Source organism: Moraxella sp., from assembly GCF_024227015.1.
GTDB lineage: Bacteria > Pseudomonadota > Gammaproteobacteria > Pseudomonadales > Moraxellaceae > Moraxella.
In genome coordinates, this window is the sequence record NZ_JAAELD010000365.1 from 13599 (window position 1) to 30778 (window position 17180).

The 17180-nt window shown below is 47.2% G+C and carries 15 protein-coding genes; 6 read left to right on the forward strand and 9 right to left on the reverse strand.

The genetic code is table 11. The features are described from left to right. The first annotated feature begins 316 nt into the window (after window positions 1–316). On the forward strand, window positions 317–2890 hold the full coding sequence (gene clpB, locus GY683_RS08395; protein ID WP_297288301.1) for an ATP-dependent chaperone ClpB: 2574 nt from the start codon (window positions 317–319) through the stop codon (window positions 2888–2890). A 46-nt stretch (window positions 2891–2936) separates the two neighbouring features. On the opposite strand, the gene GY683_RS08400 is transcribed toward clpB, so the two are convergent. After that, window positions 2937–3695, reverse strand: coding sequence for a glutaminyl-peptide cyclotransferase (locus GY683_RS08400; protein ID WP_297288302.1), 759 nt, complete (start codon window positions 3693–3695; stop codon window positions 2937–2939). 297 nt (window positions 3696–3992) lie between these two features. Between GY683_RS08400 and GY683_RS08405 the strand changes: the two genes are divergently transcribed. Then, on the forward strand, window positions 3993–4496 hold the full coding sequence (locus tag GY683_RS08405; RefSeq protein ID WP_297288303.1) for a pyridoxamine 5'-phosphate oxidase family protein: 504 nt from the start codon (window positions 3993–3995) through the stop codon (window positions 4494–4496). Window positions 4497–4550: 54 nt separating this feature from the next. On the opposite strand, the gene GY683_RS08410 is transcribed toward GY683_RS08405, so the two are convergent. Beyond that, window positions 4551–5906 (reverse strand): esterase-like activity of phytase family protein, encoded by a 1356-nt coding sequence (locus tag GY683_RS08410; RefSeq protein WP_297288304.1) that lies wholly within the window; start codon window positions 5904–5906, stop codon window positions 4551–4553. 144 nt (window positions 5907–6050) lie between these two features. Between GY683_RS08410 and GY683_RS08415 the strand changes: the two genes are divergently transcribed. After that, entirely contained in the window at window positions 6051–6791 is a 741-nt protein-coding gene (locus tag GY683_RS08415; protein WP_297288305.1) for a UTRA domain-containing protein, read from the forward strand. Window positions 6792–6845: 54 nt separating this feature from the next. Here the strand turns inward: GY683_RS08415 and GY683_RS08420 are convergent, their stop codons facing one another. From GY683_RS08420 to GY683_RS08440, 5 genes are all read right to left on the reverse strand, one after another. Then, a complete protein-coding gene (locus GY683_RS08420; RefSeq protein ID WP_297288312.1) occupies window positions 6846–8825 on the reverse strand; it encodes a TRAP transporter permease in 1980 nt (659 codons plus the stop codon). A 74-nt stretch (window positions 8826–8899) separates the two neighbouring features. Further along, window positions 8900–9382, reverse strand: coding sequence for a DUF1850 domain-containing protein (locus GY683_RS08425; protein WP_297288313.1), 483 nt, complete (start codon window positions 9380–9382; stop codon window positions 8900–8902). Between the two features lie 47 nt (window positions 9383–9429). Continuing rightward, window positions 9430–10401 (reverse strand): TAXI family TRAP transporter solute-binding subunit, encoded by a 972-nt coding sequence (locus GY683_RS08430; RefSeq protein ID WP_297288314.1) that lies wholly within the window; start codon window positions 10399–10401, stop codon window positions 9430–9432. 269 nt (window positions 10402–10670) lie between these two features. Then, a complete protein-coding gene (locus GY683_RS08435) occupies window positions 10671–11027 on the reverse strand; it encodes a cell division protein ZapA (protein WP_297288306.1) in 357 nt (118 codons plus the stop codon). A 27-nt stretch (window positions 11028–11054) separates the two neighbouring features. Then, a complete protein-coding gene (locus GY683_RS08440) occupies window positions 11055–11414 on the reverse strand; it encodes a hypothetical protein (protein WP_297288307.1) in 360 nt (119 codons plus the stop codon). 188 nt (window positions 11415–11602) lie between these two features. Between GY683_RS08440 and GY683_RS08445 the strand changes: the two genes are divergently transcribed. Together GY683_RS08445 and ribF are read left to right on the forward strand one after the other, a co-directional pair. Next, window positions 11603–12238, forward strand: a complete 636-nt coding sequence (locus tag GY683_RS08445; protein ID WP_297288308.1) for a UPF0149 family protein — start codon at window positions 11603–11605, stop codon at window positions 12236–12238. Between the two features lie 68 nt (window positions 12239–12306). Beyond that, complete coding sequence (ribF, locus tag GY683_RS08450; protein ID WP_297288309.1) at window positions 12307–13275, forward strand: bifunctional riboflavin kinase/FAD synthetase; 969 nt, start codon at window positions 12307–12309, stop codon at window positions 13273–13275. A gap of 70 nt (window positions 13276–13345) precedes the next feature. Here the strand turns inward: ribF and GY683_RS08455 are convergent, their stop codons facing one another. Together GY683_RS08455 and miaB are read right to left on the reverse strand one after the other, a co-directional pair. Next, complete coding sequence (locus GY683_RS08455) at window positions 13346–13594, reverse strand: DUF2789 family protein (protein WP_297288310.1); 249 nt, start codon at window positions 13592–13594, stop codon at window positions 13346–13348. A gap of 137 nt (window positions 13595–13731) precedes the next feature. After that, window positions 13732–15123 (reverse strand): tRNA (N6-isopentenyl adenosine(37)-C2)-methylthiotransferase MiaB, encoded by a 1392-nt coding sequence (gene miaB, locus GY683_RS08460; RefSeq protein ID WP_297288315.1) that lies wholly within the window; start codon window positions 15121–15123, stop codon window positions 13732–13734. A gap of 333 nt (window positions 15124–15456) precedes the next feature. On the opposite strand from miaB, the gene GY683_RS08465 reads away from it, so the two are divergent. Continuing rightward, on the forward strand, window positions 15457–17180 hold a 1724-nt coding region (locus GY683_RS08465), incomplete at its 3' end, for a lytic transglycosylase domain-containing protein (protein ID WP_297288311.1).

Here is a 17180-nt window from a genome sequence, read left to right on the forward strand (position 1 = left end):
TCTTGGGTTAATACGTCGTTGGCTCGCCTTGCTGTACTTAGTTGTACTATCTACGGCTCGCCGCCTCGTCTTGACCTCAATGGAGGCAATTCATGTTTTAAGTTGAGTTGAAATAACAAAACCTATATGGGAACGGGTGTAAAAATTACAAGGGATTTTTAAAAATTTATAAATTTATATAAAAATCAATAGTTTATAAAAATTTTATGGCTTAACCAATTTTTTGTTATTGAAAATTTTGCATTTGTCAAGCATATATTTGACAAGCGGGAAAAACTTTTCCCAAAACGCAAAAATAAACGACAGAAGGTAAAACATGAACTTTGACAAACTCACCCAAAAAGTGCAAAAAACCCTACAATCCGCCCAATCCCTAGCGGTGGGGCGTGATCATACAGCGATTTTTGCCATGCACGTTTTGTCCGTCATGCTCCAAGATGAGAGCAATGTCGCCATGCTAAGCCAAGCAGGGGCGGACATAAACAGACTAAGCCATGACACCGCCAAAAAACTAGACGATTTGGCGACCTTATCCACGCCAACAGGTCAAGCGAATCTTGCCCCTGATTTGGCACAAGTGCTAAACCTTGCCGATAAATTCGCCACGAAGGCAGGCGACAGCTTTGTGCCAAGCGAATGGGTGCTGTTCGCCCTAAGTCAGACAGGCGATACCAAAAAAGTACTGACAGACGCAGGCGTGGACGCCCAAAAATTACAAGCCATTATTAACCATATCCGTGGGGGAGACACCGTGAACACTCAAAATGCCGAAGACACCAGACACGCCCTAGAAAAATACACCGTCAATCTCACCGATAGAGCCAGAGACGGCAAACTTGACCCTGTCATCGGGCGAGATGATGAGATTCGCCGTACCGTGCAAGTCTTGTCAAGACGTACCAAAAATAACCCCGTTTTGATAGGCGAACCAGGGGTGGGTAAAACCGCCATTGTCGAAGGGCTTGCCCAGCGTATCGTCAATGGTGAAGTACCAGAGAGCCTAAAAAACAAAGAAGTGCTGTCGCTTGACATGGGTTCGCTCATCGCAGGGGCGAAATATCATGGCGAGTTTGAAGAGCGTCTAAAAGGCGTGCTAAATGACCTTGCCAAACAAGACGGCAACATTATCCTATTTATTGACGAACTACATACCATGGTGGGGGCAGGTAAGACCAGTGGGGCAATGGACGCAGGCAATATGCTAAAACCTGCCCTAGCCCGTGGCGAGTTACGCTGTGTGGGGGCGACCACGCTTGATGAGTACCGCCAGTATATTGAAAAAGACCCTGCCTTGGAGCGACGTTTTCAAAAGGTACTGGTGGACGAGCCGAGCGTGGAAGACACCATTGCCATTTTGCGTGGGCTAAAAGAGCGGTATGAGCTACATCATGGGGTCAAAATCCTTGACAGTGCCATTATCGCCGCCGCCAAAATGTCGCACCGCTACATCACCGACCGTAAGCTCCCTGATAAGGCTATTGATTTGATTGATGAAGCTGCTTCTCGCATTAAAATGGAGCTCGACAGCAAGCCTGAAAGTCTTGACAAGCTTGAAAGACGTATCATTCAATTAAAAATGCAGTTAGAAACCGTCAAAAAAGAAGAAGATGCAGGCAGTCAGGCACAAGTTAAGCAGTTGCAAACCCAAATTGATGAATTAACCAAAGAATACAATGACTTAGAAGAGATTTGGAAAGCGGAAAAAGCCCTAGTAGAAGGCACCAAGCACGCCCAAATTGAGCTTGATAAGGCACGCATTGCCCTAGAAAAAGCCCAACGTGAGAGCAACTGGGAGCAGGCAGGGCGTTTGCAATATGAGATTATTCCTAATTTGCAAAAACAGCTTGCCGATGAACAGCATGACGATACAGGCACGCCCAAGCTCCTTAGAAACAAGGTAACGGACAATGAGATTGCCGAAGTGGTGTCGCACGCCACAGGCATTCCTGTTGCCAAGATGATGCAGGGCGAGCGTGATAAAATGCTTGGCATGGAGACGATTTTGCATGAGCGTGTGGTCGGTCAAGACGAAGCAGTCAAATCGGTTGCCAATGCCGTCCGCCGTAGTCGTGCAGGACTGTCCGACCCCAACCGCCCCAGTGGTTCGTTCCTATTTTTAGGGCCGACAGGCGTGGGCAAGACCGAGCTGACCAAATCGCTTGCCAATTTCTTGTTTGATGACGAGACGGCTATGGTGCGAATTGACATGAGCGAGTTTATGGAAAAGCACAGCGTGAGCCGTCTGGTGGGAGCTCCCCCTGGCTATGTGGGTTATGAAGAAGGGGGCGTGCTGACCGAAGCGGTTCGCCGTAAGCCGTATAGCGTGGTGCTGTTTGACGAAGTTGAAAAGGCTCACCCTGATGTGTTTAATATCCTGCTACAAGTCTTAGATGACGGGCGTTTGACCGACTCTCAGGGGCGTGTGGTGGACTTTAAAAACACCGTGATTATCATGACGTCAAACCTTGGCAGTCATAAAATCTTTGACATGGCAGGGGACGAGTACGAAGAGATAAAATCTGCGGTCATGGAGTCGGTGAACGCTCATTTTCGCCCCGAATTTATCAACCGTATTGATGAGATTGTGGTCTTTCATCCGCTTGGGCAGTCGCAAATGGCAGGCATTGCCAGCATTCAGCTTGACCGCCTAAGAGCCAGATTAAAAGAGCGTGAGCTTGGACTTGTGTTATCAGACGAAGCGATGAATGAGCTGGTGTCGGTGGGTTATGACCCTGTGTTTGGGGCAAGACCGCTCAAACGTGCCATTCAGCAGGAGATTGAAAATCCCCTTGCCCAAAAGCTCCTAGCAGGCGAATTTGTCGCAGGCGATACCATTTCGGTAGGGGTAGAAAATGGGGTATTGACGTTTGATAAGCTAAGGCTGAACTAATCAACCCAACCAAAAAAGCAGACTTCACGGTCTGCTTTTTTATTGGTCAATCAAGCGTCACTTCAAATATCATCGGGTAAAATTTCCCTGTGACATAGAAGCGATTGTCCTTAATGTGGGCAATGCCGTTGAGAACGTCCATGTTTTGACGATTGTGGTCGCTGATGTTGGCATTTGCCAATATGTCGCTAAAATCATAAAATTTAACAACTTTACCAGTATCGGGGTCAATCTTAGCGATCAGATTGCTTTGCCAGATGTTAGCATAGATGAAGCTGTCGGCAAATTCAAGCTCGTTTAATTGGTCGATGTTCGCGCCTTGATGGCGGACGTTGATGTGTGATTTTATTTTAAAGGTTTTGGCGTCTCGTACGGTAATGATGGATGAGCCATTTGACATATAGATGATGTCTTGGTCGGCGCGATAGGCAAGCCCCCAGCCTTCGCCGCCGTAATAGGCGGTATCTATGATGGCAAAATCATCAGCATCTCTTAAAAAAGCGACGTTCTCTCGCCAAGTTAATTGCCAAATCCCATAAGGGGTCTGCGTGATGCCTTCGCCAAAAAACTCCTTTATTAGGGTGTCCTTGATGGTGTATTCGCCTGTCTTGATATTTAGAATGCCAATGCTAGACTGTCCATACAACCCTGTCGCCAAGATCGCCTGATCATTGCCCATGTATTCAAACCCCTGCGTGAAGGCGGTCGGGTTGCTTGGATGTGTGTGAATTAAGGTTAGCGAATGGGCGGCGCGAATACCAAGAATTAAGCTTAGAATTAGGATGGTGCAGTGAATTTTTGACATGAGAATGGCAGTGGTGAGTTTTAGGATAGTGTAGCGTATTTTTGGTGTTTTCCCAACATTGCATCATAAAATGACTGAAAAAACCCGGTAAAAATGCTTAACCACTACATTAAAATACTTTATAATTATTGCTAAATATGTAACATTAAAAAAGGGTTTATTCAAACAATTTACAAACCAATACGAAACGTCACATAAAATTACCCTAATTGACTGCTGCTTTTGATAAAGTGGATTTAGCGTGAATGATGCGCTGTACCAATCACAACACAGTTTTAACTCAAAAAGGAATTAAGTATGATCAATCAAAATCGCAACGAACAATTAAAAACAATCAATGACATGGTAAAAGATGTGAAATTTGCCATGCTAACCACAGTAACTTCAGAGGGTCATTTGCACGCTTGCCCAATGACGACCAGTGATTTTGATTTAGAAGCAAAAGAGATTTGGTTCATTGGTGATGCCAGAACCGAAAGCGTCAAGGATATAAAAAATAACCCGCAGGTAAACCTTGCCTATACATCAAATAATGCCAAAGATTATCTGTCAATTAATGGTAAGGCTGAATTGGTCACCGATCCTGCTAAGCTGGACGAACTTTGGTCTGTGGTTTACAATGCTTTTTTTGAAAATGGCAAAGATGATAAGAATGTTCAATTGATTAAAATTGTTCCTAATGGTGCTCAATACTGGCTAAGTGGAAACGCCATTGTAAATATGTTTAAGATGACCGCAGCGGCAGTTGGCGGCGAAAAAATTGCTGATAGCTTGGGTGAAAATAACTCTATTGAATTTTAAGTTTGTCTAAGATCTAAACAAAAAAACCACTCATTTCGAGTGGTTTTTTTGTTGCTATTTTCCTAGTTTTAGAAGCTCTGGTACGTGTAGTAATATGAGCTCATTATCATCAGCGACGTTGGGCGATCGACTGCTTGAGAAGGGTAGGTTGTTGTCATTGCCAACGACGATATGCTCGCCATCGACGATGTCCACATTCTCGATGGTGAAGAATGGAAATTGGAAGCGACCTTGGCTGTGTGGTGTCTTGGCGATGCTGTTGGGATCTTTGATGTCTAATAAATCAACATAGCCTAATTTTTGGACGAAATTACCTGCATTAGCATCGTTGAATTTGATCAGATACACTCGCTTGAATTTGGGTAATTTGTCAAAGCAAGTCGTCTTGTCCGCGCCATCTTTGCAGGCGTATTCAATGACGCCTTCACCATCGTCACGCTCGATGACTAAGGCGCGCTCATCGTCAATCATGTTAAAATCACCAATGGCATGGGCAGCATCTTCTAGTGGGTAATACCACACTTTATCCGTCCATGATTGCGTCTGTGTGTCGAATTGTAGAATGTTCAGATATGGTTTGCCGTCTTTACTTTGGTATTCTTGTCTTGCTGAGTCCCATAGCACGCCTTCAAGCATTGGGTATAGATATTTGCCATCGTTTGCCATGCCTTCATAACCTTTGGAGCGTTTGACATTAAAGCTAACGGTGTCCTTAGGGGTGTTAGGCGTACGAACACTGTGATGATCCGGCGAGATTAATGGCGTGTCGCCAAGCTTACTTTCAAACACTCCAAGCACTTTGCCTGTTAGGTCCGCTTTAATCAGATAAGGGCCGAATTCATCACCAATCCATAAGGTATCGCCGATAATCTGAAAACTCTCTGGGTCAAAGTCAGCACCCGTCAAATAGCGACTCTGAGTGGCCTCGTTAGTGATGTGAAACGGGACTTTTTTGTCGAGGTCATGCAAAAAGATGGTCTGTTTTTTGTGGAATTGACCATCATTAAAATCAATGTCGTATTGTGACAAATGCAGCATAAAATCAGGCGAATTGGCTTTTGAGCCAGCACCATTATCCGTTAAAATCCAAAAAGTCCCATCTGGCATACGCTGAATGCCTGAATGACCTTGGATGGGCTGATCATCAAAAGGAAGGGCGATGCCTGTCGGACGACCGGCGGATTTACCCATGATTGAGCCAAGCGATTCGGTACGTGTAGCAGTGGTGTGTTTGCCGCTGTATCTGAGCGAATTGGGTGCATCTTTTGGTGCTTGTACGAAAGTTTGCGCAGGTTGTATGGCATGACCCGCCAAGATGGCTGGGGCTTTGACTGTGGTGTCGGCATGAGCGAACGCGCTGCCAAGTAGCATTAAAGGAAGTAAACTGAGAGCAAATTTAGATCGATTCATAAAAAACCCATAATAAAAAGAAGGTGACAAGATTATAAAAAGACAACGTGACCAAAATATGACCTAAGTTCTCAAACTTGCGCTAAATTCATTGAATAACCCAAAGGCTTTTAGTATGATGTATATTTTAAGCAGTAGATAATCATGACCGCCAAAACACCCGCTTATCTTCGCATCAAACAGGACATTCTGACCAGAATCCACGCAGGGGAGTGGGTTGTCGGCTCAGCCATCCCAACAGAGATGGTGCTGACGAAGGAGTTCGGTGTGGCGCGCATGACGGTGAATCGCGCCTTAAAGGAGCTGACTGATGAGCGAGTGCTTGAGCGTCGCCAAGGGTCAGGAACTTTCGTCGCGCAGCAAAAATTCAACCGAGCCTATGTCAATATCCGCAACATCGCTCATGACATTGAGCAGCAGGGTAAGCGTTATACTGCTAAAGTCCTTATCAAATCCATCATTCGCCATGCTGACATAGAATCCCACCCAAGATCAGCACTATTAAATGAATTTGCACTCGTGTCAGATGGTTTGGATGGTGATCAGCCGGCGATCTTTGAGGTGAAGGTTCTACACTTCGCGGATGATACGCCTGTGCAGTATGAGGAGCGCTGGGTGAATGCTGAGCTGCTTCCTGAGTTCATCGAGCAGGATTTTAGTCAGGTGAACACGAGCGAATTTTTGATTGCTAATTTGCCGCTGGAATATGGCAGCTATACCATCAGCGCTGTCAATGCTGATGATCAGGTGGCAGCCGCTCTACAGATCCAGCCGCATGATGCGGTGCTGTTATTGGGTCGTAAGACTCACTCGCGTGGGCAGGTCGCTACGGTTGCGCAGCTGTGGCATGCAGGCGATCAGCATCAGTTTAGTGGAATGTTGTGATTATAATAGATAAAAAGCCAAACTACTTAGTTTGGCTTTTTATTTTCATGTTGGTTAAGCGATTGCGCGTTTTGACTTTTTGATGTTTAAGCCAATCATCAGCACAACCACGACGACACCAATGATGTCAGTCATGGTCTCTGGAATGATCAGGCAGAATGCACCTGCAGCCAACACGATGCGCTGCCATGATGGCATGCTGGTCTTAAAATAGCCTTCAACGGCGGCCGATAATGCTAATACACCAACGATGGATGTCGCAGCCACAGTGGCGATGACGTGCCATGCAGGCATCGCAAATTCTTTGGCGGTAACTGCTGCATCTGCCACATCGATCATCATCATGTTAGGATTATAGACGAACATGAATGGCACGATGAAGCCTGCCAGCGCAAGTTTTAATGACTGCCAGCCTGTCTTCATCGGGTCGCCACCGGAGATGCCTGCACCTGCAAAGGCTGCCAGCGCGACAGGCGGGGTGATGTTTGCAAAGATGCCAAAGTAGAACACGAACATGTGAGCCACCAATACAGGCACATCAAAGCTTGCCAAAGCCGGCGCTGCCATCGTTGCAGTGATGATATAGGCGGGGATTGATGGCAGACCCATGCCAAGCACCATCGAGGCAAGCATGGTTAAGAGCAATGTCAAAAATAGTGAACCTGCGCCCAGAGTAACGATCGATGATGTCATCACCGTGCCAAAGCTGGTTAGGTTAACCACACCAATAACAATGCCGACCACCGCACAGGCCGCCATGACAGACAACGATTGTTTCGCGCCATCTACGAGTGCCGCCACGATGTCAGAGAAGCCCATGCGCGTCTCAGGGCGAAGCCAGCTGATGACAACCGTTGCGCCGATCGTGTAGGCAGCAGCATAGCCAATAGGCACATTGTTCGCCAGTAAATACACTAAAAAGGCGATGGGCAGCAGCATGTGACCGCGTGCTTTTAGCACTTCTTTGGCGCGTGGTAGGTCAGCTTTGGGGATGCCGCGCAGGTTGTTTTTACCTGCTCGAAAATGCACCTGAGCGATGACACCCAGATAATATAATAATGCAGGTAATACTGCCGCCAAGGCGATGGTGCTGTACTTGACACCTGTGGTCTCCGCCATGATGAAGGCGGCCGCGCCCATGATTGGCGGTAGGATTTGTCCGCCGACGGAAGCACTGGCCTCAACAGCGCCAGCAAAGTCCTTACTGTAGCCCACGCGCTTCATCAGCGGAATGGTGAATGCGCCTGTACCGACGACGTTGGCGACCGCAGCGCCATTAATCGAGCCCATGAAGCCACTTGAGATGACCGCAACTTTGGCAGGACCGCCTTGCTTATGACCTGCCAAAGCAAGCGCCAAGTCATTAAACAGCTGCCCCATGCCAGAGCGTGCTAAGAACGCCCCGAATAAGATAAACAGAAAAATAAAAGTCACGGAGGCGCCGATGGCGGTTGAGTACAGGCCTTCGGTTTTTAGGTATAATTGCCCAAAAATATCACCCAAATCATAAGGTCTGGTCAGTAATCGATTAGGCATAAAATCCATGTGACTGACGAACGGATATGCCAAGAATATCAGTGCAAACGCCGGCAGAATCCAGCCGGTGATGCGCCTTGCGCTCTCTAACACGACAAGCACCGTGATGGCTGAGAATATGATGTCAAGCTGATTTGGCACGCCGCCGCGTACAGTGACAATGTCTTGATATTGCCAAATCAAATAACCTGCTGTTGAGAATGATGCAATGAGCCACACCCAATCGATGAGCGCGACTTTATTGCGCACGGATTTCTTGGTGGCAGGATAGATAAGAAAAATCAGACCCACGCCTACAGCGACGTGAACAGAGCGCTGAATCAGCTCAGGCAGGGGGTTAAAAGTGATATAAAGATGAAAAATAGAATAGGCGATGGCGATGGCGGCGATGATGTAATTGGTGGTCTTACTAAGACCATTACGTGTGACCGATTCGCGATCGTATTTTTCTAGAATCTCTTGTGCATTCGCCTCAGGCGATGGCGTGGTGTTACTCATAAATAAAATCCAGTGACTGTCTTGTAATGCCATAAACGTGGTGTTATGAATGCCACCCATCAATCCAGTATCAATTAACCATTTGTACCATTCGTCATGGCTTTGCATCGTGGCAGAGTGATGTACTGCCAAACGGTGAGCTTCTCAGGGCGAACATTCACCACGCTGCGATCCTCTATCATCTGATGAATTGGCATGATGGCGGGGTTCGCTTCTACAGCATCGCCCATGACAATCTCGCCTTGCATGTTGTGCGATACAAGCCAATTAAGTTCATCCATGGGTAGGTTGACGAGCTGTCCTAGATAGCCATCAGGTGCACGTGTTGGTTCACCAAGATTGGGCGTACCTGCGCCAAAGGTCTGTAGATAGGTTTTGGTTAAAATAAGATCAGGATAATGTAATTGATATACTTCTTGCCAATACTGTTTTTCGACTGAGTGTCGCCATTTTAGGCTAAAGGTATCAGGCAGTTGGCAATGAATGGGTTGTGCATGAATCACAATGGTCGGCTTGATTGGCAGTATCATGCCAATCGCCATTAAAGCAGCTACCATCACGACAGCTGCTTTAATGTAATGAGTTGCCATAATCGGGTTAATGATTATTTAGCGACTTCATCATAGTAACGCTTGGCACCTGGATGTAGCGGTGCGACAAGACCGTTTTGGGCGTTCTCAACGCTGATGTCGTTAGCAGCTTGGTGAGCGCTTTTTAGTGTCTCAAGGTTTTCAAAGAATGACTTGGTCAGCTTGTACACGTCGTCATTGCTCATGTCAGAGCGCACCACCAAAGCGTTCAAGATGGCTGCAGTCGGTACAGCCGCTTCATTGCCATAAGTGCCTGCTGGAATGTCCATCGGGATAAAGAAAGTCTTGGTTTGGGCGATTTGTGCTAGTTTATCAGCAGGAACGCTAACGATCTGTAGATCAAAGCCTTGCTCTAGCTCCATGAGTGATGAGTTTGGCAGACCACTGGTTAGGAATGCAGCATCTAGCTTACCTGATTTTAGGCTGTCGGCAGCTTCTGCATAGCCCAGATAATCAACTTTGATGTCTTTATAAGTGATGCCAAAGCCTTCAAGTAGGGCGCGAGTTGCCACCTCAACGCCAGAACCTTGAGCACCGACTGCCACACGCTTACCTTTTAGGTCTTCGATGGATTTGATGCCTGATGCGCTTGATGCAACGATTTGCACGTAGTTAGGGTATAGGCTGGCAATTTGAGATACGCTGTCGATCTTCGTGGTGAAGCTGTTTTGACCATTAACCGCGTCGCTTAGCGCATCGCTCATGACGAATGCCATCTCTAGTTTCTTTTGGGCCAGTAGGTTTAGGTTCTCAACTGAGGCGCCTGTGGTTTGGGTTTTGGCATTCACGCCAAAGGCTTTGGCATATTGCTCGGTCATCGCCGTGCCAATGATGTTATAAGGACCAGATGCGCCGCCTGTACCAACAGTCACGAATTTGGTTTCTAGCTTATCAGCAGCTGTGGCCGCAGCAGCATCACCTGCTTTAGTTTCAGCTTTATCGCCGCCGCAGGCACTTAGTAGTGCAGCAGATAGACCAAGCGTCATTGATAATGCCAAAGTTTTTAATGTCATTGCCATGGTGATTTCCTTCAAAAATCTCTAAAAATACAGCCGTCGTCAAATGCGTCGCGGCACAGCATAAGATACGCACAGGGCGCAAATTAAAGTCTCAATTTAACTAAATTGAAATAATTTGTCAATATATCTTACGCATATGATTTTATTGATTATCAAAAAATCGCCAAATCTCAACAAGATTCGCTCAAGTGATGAGTCTTGTCGGAATTTAGCGACTGCCTGGGTGTGTTAAGCGATTATCTTAAAATCGACTGCGCGTCTTTATTGATCTTGTCGATCAGGGCGACCGCTTGACTATTCTCGTGTCTGTGGTTGTGAGCGTCTTGAGTTAGGGTTTGCACTTGGTCGTATAGATCTAGGCAGACGAGCACGAGAAGCTCTTCGTTATTAGGGGCTTTGCCTTTGATTTCGCGGCGGATGTCACGAATTTTTTCGTTCAACTTCTCAGCGGCTGATTCAAGAGACTTTACTTCATTGGCAGGGCAGATGATGCGATGCGGCGTGCCTGCGATGCTGATGTGAACAGGCTTAAATTCAGGTTGATCTTTTACGATTAGCTCGCTTGGGCTTGTGTCTTGGATTTGGTCTGTCATGGCGATGTCCTTTTATTTGCTGTTATTTTAGTGTTGGTTGTCGATGCGAGTTAGCCATTCTTGGATGATTTCGGCGCGCGAGATAGCAAGTGCATTTTTGTCTTTGAGTTCTTGGTTGTGCGTGTTAAAAGATTGATTTTGTTCAACCAATTCTTCAATCTGAGCCTGTAGGGCGTTGCGAGATTGCTCTAGCGAATTGGCGCGATCTGTCTGTGAGTGTAGCTCTTGAGTGGTTTTCTCAAGGCGAAGCTGTAAATCGCTGATGATGGCAGGACTGGTGTCATTGGCAAGCTTGTGCTTTAGGTTGGCAAGCTCGGTTGCGGTGACGTTGTACTGCTTTTTCATCTCTAAAATGGTTTGTTCGAGCGCTTGAAGTTGGCTGATCATGGTGTGTCCTTGTAAGTTATCGGAGCAATTTAAAAATATTTCTCCCATATTATCACGCCAGTGCGTACAGCTGTCAAATTTTTCTTTTAATTGAGCGAATTTGCGTGAAATATGTTCAAAATCATCGCCCAGCCCTTGTGTTTTTTAAAAATGATGGCATAAATAGGGATATTTTATCGGAGATGATTATGAGTGATTTTTTGTCAGGTTGGGATGATTGGGCGACAGCGTTTGCCGATTGGTCTGATGTATCGATCAGTGAGCTGCACGGGATTATGACAGGTGTCATGACAGCATGTCATGCCACCGATGAAGAGGGCTGGACTCGACTGTTAGAAGAGCTTAGCTTTGCAGTGCCAAATCAAAAGGCATTGGAACTATTAACTGAGTATGGTGAGGATGTCAGCTTCGCCCTAAAAGACAAAGATGACGCCTATGCTTATGAGCCGCTGGTGCCAGATGATGAGCATGACCTATATGAGCGTGTAATTGCCCTAAATGACTGGGCGGGTGGCTATATTACCGGCATCGGTGTGACGGGTGTGAGCCTGACCGCCGAAGAGCGCGAAGTGATCAAAGATCTGTCGCAGATCGCCGCCATTCGTCTAGATGATGATGAAGAGGTCGAGGTGGGCGAGGAGATGTGGCTGCACCTGTTTGAGTTTGCGCGTATGGTGCCTGTTAGCTTATCCACCAAAAAACGCATTGATGTCATGAGTCTGCCCATCATTAAGGGGCTTGATGTCAATGCAAAAACCGCCCAAGAAGTCGCCGCAGAGAAGGGTAATGCGCTGTTCGTCGATGCAATGGCGCAAAAACAATAGTTCAAAGACCGTTATCAGTATGACAAAATGTGCTAAAATAGACATTTTGTCAGCGCATCGCTCATTTTATGAAAGTCATTGATCTAAATATCGCCCATCCTGCTAACCTGCCACCCTTGGCGCTTACCATCGGCAATTACGATGGCGTGCATCGAGGGCATCAGACGATGCTTGGCGCGCTTATCAAAGACGCAAAACAAAAGGGTCTGGCGTCTGCGGTGATGGTGTTCGAGCCACAGCCTCGAGAGTTCTTTTGCCCTGATGATCCGCCACCACGCTTAACCAGCCTGCCTGAGAAAGCAGAAATCATGACAGGCTTAGGCGTTGATTATCTGATCGTAGCGCGATTTGATGATGAATTGCGTCAGCTGTCAGCCGATGATTTTGCAGAGCTTTTGCGTAAGCTGAACGCCCAGCATCTGGTGCTTGGCGATGATTTTCGCTTTGGTCATGATCGCACGGGTGATACGGATTTTTTGATTCGGGCAGGGTTTAGCGTTGATCATCTATCAACGGTATTGAACGATGATGTTCGCATCAGCTCGACAGCGGTCAGAGAGGCATTGTCTGAGCAGAATCTTGCGCTGGCTAAGACATTGCTTGGGCGAGATTATGCGATCGCAGGCGAGGTGGTTCATGGTGATAAAATTGGTCGAACGCTTGATTTTGCCACCGCGAATGTTAGTTTGAACCGCCTTAAGCCTGCCGTCAATGGCATCTATGGTGCGGATGTTTTTGCTTATAAAGAAGGCAAAGTGATTGATCTGTCAGCGATGGGTGGTGGTGTATCGGGCACGCAGGCGGGCAGTCTGTTTGGTACGGTTAATGTCGGCACACGCCCAAGTGTCAATGGCTCAGATTATCGTCTTGAGGTGCACTTGCCTGATTTTAATGCTGATCTGTATGGCATGACCTTAAAAGTGGTGTTCTTAACCTATCTGCACGGCGAAAAAAAGTACGCCAATCTTGATGAGCTAAAAGCAGGCATCGCTAAAGATGTTGCGGATTTATTGGCTTGGCGCGCTCAGATTGTCTGATTAATCTATCATGCCAAAATAAAAGCACCTCTATTGGGTGCTTTTATTGCGCTTCATATTGTACTTTGCATTAGTTTTGCATGTTGTCCGAGTGCAGGCGTGAATTTAGCTCATCAATCGGACCTATCCAAACCGCATCAAGCTTGTACTCTTCTTTTAAGAAAGCGCGCTGCTGCTCTGTCCAAAATGGTGCTTCCACCAGTTTTACTGCTTCAGGTAGCTGATTGGCCTTGATGAAGGCATCCACTGCTTCGTCAGAGCATTCTAGTCCTAATTGTTTGAATAGTTCGTTGATGTTGTATTCGATGTCACCTAGCATGATTTTCTCCTTGTTGGCTGTGTGATCTCGACAGGCTTTTTGCTTATCGATGTATTGATTGTAACACAGTTAAAAAATTTTATAAGGCTAAAATCTTGCTAGAATGTACGGCTTTTGTAGGCGAGATTTTGGACAGATTAATCCAAAATCTCAACCAATTCACCTTCCACTAGATGCATGCTGATGGCGCGTGTCACGTGAATATTGACAAATTTGCCCAGCAGCTCATCACCGCCCTTGAAGATCACAGAGCGGGTGTTGTCTGCCGTGCCATGAAGGTAGCCTTCGCGGCGGTTGGCGTGCTCTTCGACCAATACGCGTACAGTCTGACCGACCATGGCGTACGTCTTGGCAAAGGTGGAATCTTTGATGACTTCTTGGAAGGCGGCCAGTCGTGCTTTTTTGGTGTCTAGGCTGACATCATCAGGCAGATCTGATGCAGGCGTGCCAGGGCGCTTTGAGTAGATAAAGCTATAAGAATGATCAAAATCCAAATCTTTGGCAAGCTGCAGCGTGTCATTAAAATCTGCATCCGTCTCACCTGGAAAGCCGATAATAAAGTCGGAGGATAGGTGTAGGTCGGGACGGATCGCTTTTAATTTGCTGATTTGATTGATGTAAACATCGATGGTGTGGTTGCGCTTCATCGCTGCCAATACGTTGTTTGAGCCGCTTTGAACAGGCAAATGCAAGTGTGAGACGAGCTTTGGCAGTGTCTTATAGGCATCGATGATATCATCGGTGAATTCAAGCGGGTGGCTGGTGGTGTAGCGAATGCGCTCAATGCCATCAATGTGCGAGACGTAGTGCAACAGCTCGCTGAAGCGGCAGATGCTGCCGTCGTCTTTCTCGCCGCGGTAGCCGTTCACGTTTTGACCCAGAAGGTTGATTTCGCGGACGCCTTGTTCGGCAAGGCTGTCAATCTCGGCAAGTACGTCGTCTAACGGGCGAGACAGCTCTTCGCCACGCGTATAAGGAACGACGCAGAATGAGCAGTATTTTGAGCAGCCTTCCATGATAGACACGAACGCTTTATAGCCTTCGACACGCGGTTCTGGCAGGAAGTCGAATTTTTCGATGCTTGGGAATGATACGTCCACGACACCGATGCGATTGCGTGGCACTTCATCGACTTGTTTGGTGGATTTATTATAAAGTTCTGGCAAGCGGTGCAGGGTTTGCGGACCAAATACCATGTCCACAAAAGGCGCGCGCTTTTGGATGTTGTCGCCTTCTTGGGATGCCACGCAGCCGCCCACGCCGATGATGAGGTCGGGATTTTTAAGTTTTAGTTTGCGCCAGCGACCCAGTTCGGAGAAGACTTTTTCTTGGGCTTTTTCGCGAATGGAGCAAGTGTTCATGATGAGCACATCTGCTTCATTGATGTCGTTGGTAACTAGCATGCCATGACTGTCGCCAAGCACATCACCCATTTTTTTGGAGTCGTATTCGTTCATCTGGCAGCCTTGTGTGACGATGTAGACTTTTTTTGGTGCATCGCCTGGCTTGATTTGACCAGAATCTGCCATGACTGGCAACTCTTGGTGTTCTACGGTTTGGATGGGTTTTTGATGTGCTTTGGGATTGAAGGTAGCAACGGTCATGGTTTTCTCCAAGGGATTGCTGACAAAAGGAATTTTAAAAAATTTATCATTATAACATGCGTTGGTGTATTGAGCGAATTTTTTGTCAAAAAATGCCCAAGATTTAGCTAAAGGCAGGGATAATTTACAACTTTTATACAAGGGTGTTAGATGAATTTGTTAGGCTATGTTGCATTTGTCTGTTTTGCGATGTTCAAGGTGTTGAGTTTGGCGAGATGGATTTATTTTAAGATTTAAAGCAGATTGAAGAAGGGTGTTATGCCAAAATTTAGCAAAAATGGTCAAAAACTGGGGTTATTGTCGGCGCTGTGCGGGGCGATCCTAATGCAGGTAGCGTGTGCGCAGGGTGATGCTGGTGATGGAAGTATTTATCAGTTCATCGATGCCGAACGCCAAAAATCAAGCCCCAACGCGATGCGCCAATACGAGCAAAGCATGCAGGGATCGCTGTTTGCTGCCTATCCTGAATACTGGCGACTCAACTATAATCTATCTGCTCAAGATCCGCAGACCGTGAATAATTTTGTCGCTAAGCATCCCGGTCAGGTGATGAGTGAAAAATTGGTCGCTGACTATGCTGAGGTCAAGGCACGCGAGAGTGACTATGCGTCAGTACGCGCGGTCGCAGCCAATGTAGAGAACGCGGATGAGTCGGAGGCTTGTGCGATTGCGCTGGGCTTTAACCAAAGCAGTGAGTCTTATCGCGCATTAGAACAAAAACCCAACGTCTGGCTAAACACCAACATCAAGCAATCACTGTGCGATAAGCTTGCCCATGAGATGGCAGCGAACCCACGCATCACACGCACCGACCAGCATGAGCAGCTGATCCGAATGATGCGCATCGACCGCAGACAGCTGTCTAGTCGTCAAGCGCCATTGGACAAAGTTAGTGAGATTCTGGATTTGTCATCACGATTGGGTCTGCCGATCTCTTTTGAGACGCTGCGCGGAGTTGCTAATAATCCAAACGGTTTCTTTGGGCAATTTAGCAGTCAAGGCTACAGCGATGTGAATCAGTATCTGTACATCTATGCCATCAGTCAGCTGGCGCATCGCTCATACAATGAAGCGATCATGCAGCTAAACTATGACATCAGCCAAGACAACAACCGCTCAACCAAGCTGCTGTCTGACATGGCGCGCCGTTATGCTTACCGTAGTATCGCTGTCAAGCGCATGAACATGAATACTGATGACGGCTTTAGCATGGATGCGGTGACTTGGTTTAGAAACAGCATGGGCGAGCCATTCAACCTAGAAGAAGCTGAAGACTATGCGCAGGCGGCGATTTATTTTGGACAGTGGCAGGACGTGGTGTCAGCCATCACTCAGATGAGTGCCATCCATCAAGGTGAACGCATTTGGCAATACTGGCTGGCGCGCGGCTACGAACAAACCGGCAAACAAAACGACGCCCGTAAAATCTACCAAAGCCTAGCCACAGGCGTGGATTATTATGGACTGCTGGCAAAAGATAGATTGGGTCAGCAGCTAAGCCTATCTGAGATTGGCGGTAATGCACTGCCGAACATCAGCGCCCAAGACAGCGCACGCGTGATGAGGGATCCACACTTTGCGCGCGCATTCGTCATGATGAGCAATAATGTCAGCCCTGAGCATTCAGGGCGTGAGTGGAACTGGGCGGTCAAAAAAGCCCGCGATGCCAACGATAACACGCTGGCATTGGCTGCTGCCAAGCGCGCGCATGATCTAGGACTGTATCATCGTAGCATCTACGCCATCGATAACATGCCAAACCTAAGAGCTGCCGCGTTGTCTCACCCGATGCCTTATCAGAACAGCGTCATGTCATATAGCCGCAATGTCGGCATAGACCCTGCTTGGGCATATGGTATCATGCGCCAAGAAAGCCGATTCCAGCCCAGCGCACGTTCTGGCGCTGCTGCTTCAGGCTTGATGCAAATCATCCCAGGTACCGCAAACCAAATCGCGCGTGGGCTTGGCGAGCGCACAGGTGA

Bases quoted from the DNA above. Each gene is read 5' to 3' on its own strand.
- ribF (WP_297288309.1), top strand. From the start codon at position 12,307: ATGAAAGTCATTGATCTAAATATCGCCCATCCTGCTAACCTGCCACCC.
- clpB (WP_297288301.1), top strand. From the start codon at position 317: ATGAACTTTGACAAACTCACCCAAAAAGTGCAAAAAACCCTACAATCC.
- GY683_RS08410 (WP_297288304.1), bottom strand. From the start codon at position 5,906: ATGAATCGATCTAAATTTGCTCTCAGTTTACTTCCTTTAATGCTACTT.
- GY683_RS08455 (WP_297288310.1), bottom strand. From the start codon at position 13,594: ATGCTAGGTGACATCGAATACAACATCAACGAACTATTCAAACAATTA.
- GY683_RS08420 (WP_297288312.1), bottom strand. From the start codon at position 8,825: ATGAGTAACACCACGCCATCGCCTGAGGCGAATGCACAAGAGATTCTA.
- GY683_RS08400 (WP_297288302.1), bottom strand. From the start codon at position 3,695: ATGTCAAAAATTCACTGCACCATCCTAATTCTAAGCTTAATTCTTGGT.
- GY683_RS08425 (WP_297288313.1), bottom strand. From the start codon at position 9,382: ATGGTAGCTGCTTTAATGGCGATTGGCATGATACTGCCAATCAAGCCG.
- GY683_RS08415 (WP_297288305.1), top strand. From the start codon at position 6,051: ATGACCGCCAAAACACCCGCTTATCTTCGCATCAAACAGGACATTCTG.
- GY683_RS08445 (WP_297288308.1), top strand. From the start codon at position 11,603: ATGAGTGATTTTTTGTCAGGTTGGGATGATTGGGCGACAGCGTTTGCC.
- GY683_RS08440 (WP_297288307.1), bottom strand. From the start codon at position 11,414: ATGATCAGCCAACTTCAAGCGCTCGAACAAACCATTTTAGAGATGAAA.
- GY683_RS08430 (WP_297288314.1), bottom strand. From the start codon at position 10,401: ATGACGCTTGGTCTATCTGCTGCACTACTAAGTGCCTGCGGCGGCGAT.
- GY683_RS08435 (WP_297288306.1), bottom strand. From the start codon at position 11,027: ATGACAGACCAAATCCAAGACACAAGCCCAAGCGAGCTAATCGTAAAA.
- miaB (WP_297288315.1), bottom strand. From the start codon at position 15,123: ATGGCAGATTCTGGTCAAATCAAGCCAGGCGATGCACCAAAAAAAGTC.
- GY683_RS08405 (WP_297288303.1), top strand. From the start codon at position 3,993: ATGATCAATCAAAATCGCAACGAACAATTAAAAACAATCAATGACATG.